This window comes from Candidatus Atribacteria bacterium, from assembly GCA_011056645.1.
GTDB lineage: Bacteria > Atribacterota > Phoenicimicrobiia > Phoenicimicrobiales > Phoenicimicrobiaceae > Sediminicultor > Sediminicultor quartus.
Genome location: DSEL01000052.1, coordinates 1 through 7,568 on the forward strand (window position 1 = coordinate 1; position 7,568 = coordinate 7,568).

5 protein-coding genes are annotated in these 7,568 nt (G+C 35.5%); all 5 read right to left on the minus strand.

Features of this window, described 5'->3' with window-relative positions:
* Positions 1 to 1,528: Rne/Rng family ribonuclease (locus tag ENO17_01915; GenBank protein HER23801.1), on the minus strand; the 1,528-nt coding region annotated here is incomplete at its 3' end.
* Positions 1,529 to 1,750: 222 nt separating this feature from the next.
* Positions 1,751 to 2,488, minus strand: coding sequence for a DUF2344 domain-containing protein (locus ENO17_01920; protein ID HER23802.1), 738 nt, complete (start codon positions 2,486 to 2,488; stop codon positions 1,751 to 1,753).
* 15 nt (positions 2,489 to 2,503) lie between these two features.
* Positions 2,504 to 4,315: a TIGR03960 family B12-binding radical SAM protein gene (locus ENO17_01925; GenBank protein ID HER23803.1), complete on the minus strand. Its 1,812-nt coding sequence runs from the start codon at positions 4,313 to 4,315 to the stop codon at positions 2,504 to 2,506.
* A 187-nt stretch (positions 4,316 to 4,502) separates the two neighbouring features.
* On the minus strand, positions 4,503 to 5,600 hold the full coding sequence (gene rodA / locus ENO17_01930) for a rod shape-determining protein RodA (protein HER23804.1): 1,098 nt from the start codon (positions 5,598 to 5,600) through the stop codon (positions 4,503 to 4,505).
* Between the two features lie 61 nt (positions 5,601 to 5,661).
* Positions 5,662 to 7,425 carry a penicillin-binding protein 2 gene (gene mrdA / locus ENO17_01935; protein ID HER23805.1) on the minus strand — a complete coding sequence of 588 codons (1,764 nt, stop codon included), beginning with the start codon at positions 7,423 to 7,425 and terminating at the stop codon, positions 5,662 to 5,664.
* Positions 7,426 to 7,568: the final 143 nt, after the last annotated feature.

Below are 7,568 nucleotides of genomic sequence, written 5' to 3' on the forward strand. Positions count from 1 at the left end.
ATTTAAACATCTGCTTAATTTTCTTTATTTCTTTTAGCCTGCCAACAGCTACCACATCTATCTTTTCGATGTGAATATTTTTTGATGATTTGATATAAATAGTTTTTTTACTTTTTTTCTCTAATTGTTTGATCAACAGCATCTTTGCCCCGGATAAATCTTCCTCTACTTTAGGATTTACTCCCAATATGACAGCTTCTGCTCTTGAAGTATTACACAACTCTTCCAATTTACGTAGAACCATATTTCCTATAGTTTCGGCAGATAAAACCCGGCCAGTTCCGGAACAATAGGGACAACTGGTTCTAAGCATATTTTCCAAATCCCTCCTGGATCTTTTTCGGGTAAGCTCGACTAAGCCTAATTCGGTATTTTGGATAATATTAGTTTTGGTTTTATCTTTTTTTAAACTTTCCTCTAACTTATTTACTACCTTTTCTATATCTCCCTGATTATCCATGTCGATAAAATCAATGATGATAATCCCACCAATATCCCTTAACCTTAATTGAAGCCCTATTTCTTCGGCAGCTTGTAAATTAGTCTTTAAGATAGTTTTTCTCATATCTTTTTTTCCCACAAATTTACCGGTGTTTACATCGATTACCGTCAAGGCTTCAGCTTGGTCAAAAACCAAATAACCACCGCATTTGAGCCATATCTTTTTTTGTAAACCCTTATTGATTTCTTTTTCTATATCGTACTCCTCAAATATGGGCTTTTCTCCGGTATAGAGGGAGACTCTAGGCTCTAATTCTGATAAAGATAAAGTCCTTAAAAACTTCAGCATATTTTTATATTCATTATTAGAATTGATTAAAATTTCTTCCACTTCTTCGGTAAGCAGGTCACGGATAATCCGAAAAGTAAGCGTCAGGTCTTCATGTAACAACATGGGTGCCTTGGCTTTCTTTCCCCTGTTTTTTATCTTATTCCACAATCTGCTCAAAAAATCCAGATCGGGTAGGAAATCCTCCACATCTTTTCCCCACCCGGCAGTTCGAATAATTAATCCTGTATTCTTAGGTTTTATTTTTTGAACAACCTTCTTTAGCCTTTCTCTTTCTTTTTCTTCTTCGACTCGATGAGAAATTCCCAGGTTAGTACTATTCGGCATTAAAACCAAATATCTGCCGGGAAGGCTAATATTGGTAGTAACCCTTGCTCCTTTAGGGAGTATCGCCTCTTTTACTACTTGCACCATTATTTCATGACCGACTTTAATCTCTTCCAAAATAGTTTTGGAAATAGAGTTAGGATCAGCTTCTGTAATCATCTCAACATTTTTATCTTTATCCTGACCATCTGTGACTTTATCGATATGTAAAAAAGCGTTTTTCTCAATCCCAATATCTACAAAGGCTGCTTCTATTCCAGGCAAAACATTAGTTACTTTACCTTTATATATATTTCCTACAATTTTATCATCTTCAATTCTCTCGATATGGATTTCTACTAAACGGCCGGCCTCAATCACAGCGACTCTCTCTTCGGTTAGACCCACATCAATAATTACTCTTTTATTCATTAAAAACTCCTATTTTTATTTTAAATGGTTAATCCTTCTATTTCTTAAATTAGGAAACTAATTAACCAGTTAACTATCTAACGAATTTTATTCTCATATATTTTACTCTAAATAATCTCATTAGTAAAGGAATAAAAATGAAACTTAATAGCTATATGAGTATTTTAAAAGTAAGGCAAAGGAAAACAAAGTAAGATTCAATTTTATTATTTTTTATAATTTCTAAATAACTTCTTTTCCTCTGATATATAATCCATCACGGCTGATACGTATGATATCATTATTATCGGAAAACTCAGAAATCCAGGCTTTTGCGACATAGCGGGGATTTAAATTTCCCTGCTGCCCTATTCTTATTTCTAAATGAAGCTTTAAAATGGGGTAATTAAAATTCTGTACTTTTAGATCTAAAATTGAAGGCTTTATATCTATTCTTTTACTACCATTTTTAATCTGTTTTTCTATAATAATCTCTTCCAAATTTAAAAAACTTTTGTTATATTTTTCTATTTTTTGCCGAAGCTCCGTTCGTTCATCTTCTGGCTTTTTTTCTGTAAAATCAAATTGTTTTTTCTTCATTTTTAGGGTAAGAACGTAAGAAGCTTTATCAATTAACTTGACTAAAGAATTGGAATCGGGGGTGATTATTTTAGCTTTTAGTACCCTTAATCCTTGAGGTAAAGAAAGATTTAATCTTTTTACAAACTCTTCAACTTTTATCTCTCCTTTTATTCTAATATCTAAATATTCAGAGATACTGCTAATACCCAAAGGTAAAGGAGGACCAAAAGAAATTCTAAGCCGGGGATTGAAACCGTTAGATACTACCACAGGAATATCGGCTCTTCTTAGAGTTCGGGTAAAAACCTGCGCCAGGTTTAAATGGGAAATATATGTAATCGGTCCATCCTTACTATATTTTACTCTAATTACTTGTTCCAAATATAAAACTCTCCTTATTCATTAACGACTAATCTAACATACTCCACACTCTGTGCAACGATCGAAGCGGCAATCAGGGGTCGTTTCTCCTCTTAAAGCCTTATCCTTTTCTTCAAGCAGATATTCCTTTTTGACTCCGCAAGAGATATGATCCCAGGGTAAAATCTCATCTTTCTCTCTTACTCGATTAGCATAGAACTCCATTTGAAGACCACAATCATTAAAAGCTTGCTGCCAGGCTGTAAAATTAAATTGTTCTCTCCAAGCATCAAATTTACATCCCAAGTAGTGCGCTTTTTCTAAAACTTCTCCCAATCTTCTATCTCCTCGGGCAAACACGGCTTCTAAATAACTATGGTTAATATCCGGGTAACTGAAAGAAATGTTTCTCCAATTTAATCTATGCTTTAAATATCTTACTCTTTCTGATAATATATCCCTCATCTCCTGGGCTTCCCATTGAAAAGGTGTATGAGATTTGGGTACAAAAGCAGATACGCTAATATTTATATTTATCTTTTTTCCGGTAATTTCTCTTCCCATTTTATCGACCTGACTAACCAGTTTGATTATCCCTTCTACATCTTCTTGGGTCTCGGTAGGCAAACCGACCATAAAGTAAAGTTTTATCCTCCTCCACCCTTTCTCAAAAGCTGCTTTTATCGAAGAATACAGGTCCTCTTCCAAAACATTTTTATTTATCACATCCCTTAATCTTTGGCTTCCTACCTCCGGGGCAAGGGTAATACCAGTCTTCCTTACTCTTTGAACCTGCTGGGCTAAAGCCACGGAAAAAGAATCTATCCTTAAAGAAGGCAGGGAAATCCCCACACCTTTTTCTTCAAATCGATCTACCAATTTAGTAATCAAGTTTTTTATCTCACTATAATCGCTTGAACTTAAAGAAGACAAGGATATTTCATCGTATCCGGTATGGGCAAGGATCTCCTCAGCCAACCCCATTAAAGTATCGACTGATTTTTCCCTAACCGGACGGTATATCATCCCTGCCTGGCAAAAGCGGCATCCCCGGGTACACCCTCTAAAAATTTCCAGGGTAATTCTATCATGAATTACATCGATATTGGGAACAATAGGAAGAAGAGGATAAGCTGCTTTATCAAAATCTGCAATAACTTGTTTTTTTATTACCGGAGGATAGGCATCTTTTTTAGGAGCAATCGATTCAATTTTTCCATCTTTAAAATAATTTATTTCATAAAAAGAAGGGACATAAATTCCCTCTATTTGAGCTAACTCCCCTAAAAGTTTTGCCCGCTTCTCTTTTTTATCTTTCCATTTTTTGTAAACTTCTATCATTTTTCCGATAATCTCTTCCCCTTCTCCAACTACAAATAAATCGATAAAACAGGATAAGGGCTCCGGATTAAAAGCTCCAGGTCCACCGGCAATAATCAAGGGAGCATCTTCTTTCCTCTCTTCCGATCTTAAAGGGAGGTGTCCCAGTTCGAGAAGGTTTAAAATATTAGAATAAGCCAATTCATGTTGGATAGTAAACCCAACAATATCAAAAGAATTTAAAGGTCTGTAGGTCTCTAAAGAAAAAACAGGCAGCCTTTTTTCCCTTAGTAATTTTTCCATATCTACAGCAGGCGAAAAAACTCGCTCGGCGAAAGCATCGTCTCTCTTGTTAATGATCTCATACAAAATTTTAAATCCCAAATAACTCATCCCGATTTCGTACAGGTCAGGGAAAACCAAGGCAATTTTAACCGTTGACATACTCTCTTCTTTGATTATTTCATTGAATTCTTTTCCAGTATACCTCCCTGGTTTTTCTACTTTATCCAAAAGTTCTTCCAATAATATCTTTTTAATATTCAAATTTTTCTCTCCTTGATTACTTAGTTGCCTAATAAATCTAACGCTGAAAACTAATTTTTCTTATCTAAAAAACGCTAAACTAAAACCTAATAACTTATATTAATACTAACGACTATTCGCTATTCACTAAAGACTAATTTAATCGGTCAATTGGTGAATTGGTAAGTCGGTGCATTGGCGAATTGTATTACCACCTTATTTTATGTAATTCCACATTAAGCAAAATTCCTATCACTATTAGGTTAGATATCATAAAGCTTCCCCCCTGGCTGAAAAAAGGTAGGGGTAATCCGGTAGCAGGTAACATCCCCATAGCCATTCCAATATTTACCACTATGTGAAAAAATAAAAATGATATGGCACCGGCGGCCAGTAAACTTCCCAATAGATCCCTGGCTTCTAAGGCAATCTTTATTCCCCGCCATAAAACTATGGCATATAAGCCTAAAAGTAAAGTAGTTCCGACAAAACCTAACTCTTCTCCTACGACCGAGAATATAAAATCAGTATGCTGGGCAGGTAGAAAGTTTAATTGACTTTGCAGTCCACTAAAGATTCCGTTGCCTAAAAAACCTCCCGAGCCAATGGCAATCCTCGACTGGATAACATTATAGCCGCCTCCCAAAGGATCCAGATTTGGATTTAAAAATAATATTAACCTATTCTTCTGATAATCTTTGAGAAAAATCCACAAAATTGGGATTGAAGATACACCGGCTAAAAAAGTAAAGAGTAAAAATTTTATCTTGATCCCTGCCACAAATAACATTGTAACCAGAATCGCTAAATATACTAATGAAGTCCCCAAATCTGGTTGCATGAATACCAATAAAATTAACAATCCGGTAAAAGCAAACGGGATTAAATAATAGAAAAAATTATCGAATTTTGATTTATTTTTAGATAAAAAATCCGCCAAAAACATAATTAAGGCGATTTTAGCAAACTCCGAAGGCTGAAAATCAAAAGGCCCTATAACCAACCAGCGCCTTGCCCCATAAGTTAATCGGCCAGAAATTATCACCATTGCCAATAAAACAATAGCTCCAAAATATATCACCTTAGAATATCTTTCCAGATGATGGTAATCGATAAAAATCATAATAGTTAAAAACAGGAATCCAAACAATATCAATATTGATTGCCGCTTAACAAAAAAATAGGGGTCACTTCCAGCTGTAACCGACAAACGCGTGGAACTATATAGGACTAAAAGCCCATAAAAACAGAGAAACACTACCGCAAAAAGAAGGGTAAAATCTAAATTTTCAGTTAACCTATCCAGTTTTTCTTTCAACTTCCTTCCTCCTTGGCAAAAGGTAAACTTTGGTGCCAGGCACCAAAGTTTACCTTTTTATATTAAAATATTTTTCTAACATAGCTCGAGCTATGGGAGCAGCAACTTCTCCGCCTTCTCCCCCATTTTCCAAGAAAACGGTAATGCAAATTTCCGGATCTTCATAAGGGGCATATCCGATAAACCAGGCATGGGTCTCACCCTGCGGATTTTGAGCAGTCCCAGTCTTCCCTGCTACCGCTAATTCTTGGATATTTGTCCTCCAACCCGTTCCTTCTAATATGGTTTTTCTTAACCCCTCTTTAATTATTTTAAATGTTTCGGAAGAAAAGTTTACTTTTTTATAAATTTCCGGCTTAATTTCCTCTACAGTATTACCGTCAGCAGAGATAATCTTTTTTATCAAATGCAATTGGTAAACTTCTCCTTCTGCAGCAATAGTAGTAATAATATGATGCACCTGTAAAGGTGTTAACAAAAGGTAGCCCTGACCGATAGAAAGATTTATAGTATCACCGGGAAACCATATTTCTTTAACTTCTCTCTCTTTCCATTGCGCAGAAGGAATTATCCCCATGGCTTCTTCTGATAAATCAATCCCTGTTTTTTCTCCCAACCCATATTTCTGCATATATTTATTAAATCTTTCAATTTCCAGATCTTTTCCTAAAGTATAAAAATAGACATTACAAGAATGCGTAATAGCATCTACAATACTCAAACTTCCGTGTCCGGCTTTATTCCAGCAGGCAAAAGTCTGGCCAGCTAATTCAAAGCTCCCCGGACAATAGATTTTTCTATTTCTATCTGTAATCCCCTCTTCCAGAGCAGCGACCGCTGTAACTACTTTAAATATCGAGCCGGGAGAATAAAGACCCTGAATACTTCGGTTAGCCAAAGGATAATCGGTATCAAAAGAAAGTCTTTGCCAGTCCGAACTGGAAATTCCATTGGCAAATAAATTGGGGTTAAAAGAAGGCCTATTCACCAGGGCTAATATTTCTCCAGTATTAGGATCGCTTACCACAATAGAACCTTTTTTATCAAAGAGTAAATTTTCACCATAAAGTTGCAAATCTCTATCGATAGTTAACACTAAATCTTTACCCGGAACCGGTTTTTGATATAATAAAGTCTTTATTTCCTGACCAAGGGCGTCAACTTCGACTTCTTTTCCGCCTTTTTCTCCTCCTAAAATATGATCATAATACTTCTCCAGCCCGGCTTTTCCTATAATATCTCCACCCTGAAATTTTGGATTACCATATTTCTTCAACTCTTCTTTATCTATCTCTCCTACATAACCTAAGCTATGTGCAGCAAAATCATTATAAAGATACTCTCTCCGAGGTTTGACTTCTAATACCACTCCCTTTAATTCGTCTTTTCTTTCCTCTATCTCTACAATCTTATTGGTTTTACAATCATCTTGAATTTTTACCGGTTTAAAAGGATTTTCCCGATAATTTTTTACTATCTGCGAAATATCTTCCGGAGAAATATCGATAATTTTACTTAATCTTTCGCTCAGTTTTTCTAAATCATCAACCTCTGCCGGAATAATAGAAACGACTACTACTGGACGATTGGTGACCAACAATTCTTCCTGTCGATCATAAATCCTGCCCCGGGGAGCATCTTCTACCAGGGAGCGTATGCAATTCTCTACCGCCCTTTCCCTAAATTCTTGTCCTTTAATTATCTGTAAATACCATAAACTGATAATTAATATTATAAAACAGATCACTATAAATATTGACAACCAATTTAGCCGTTGCTTCACTTCTTCCGGAACTGTAGACGATTCCCTCATAATTACCCCTTAATTTCTTACTTTAAATAGCAAAAAGAAAAAAAGGTAAACTTTGGTGCCTGGCACCAAAGTTTACCTTTCTAATAACTGGAGCAGTTTATTGATTATTAAAAAAATAAAAGGCGATAGCAGACTATTATAAA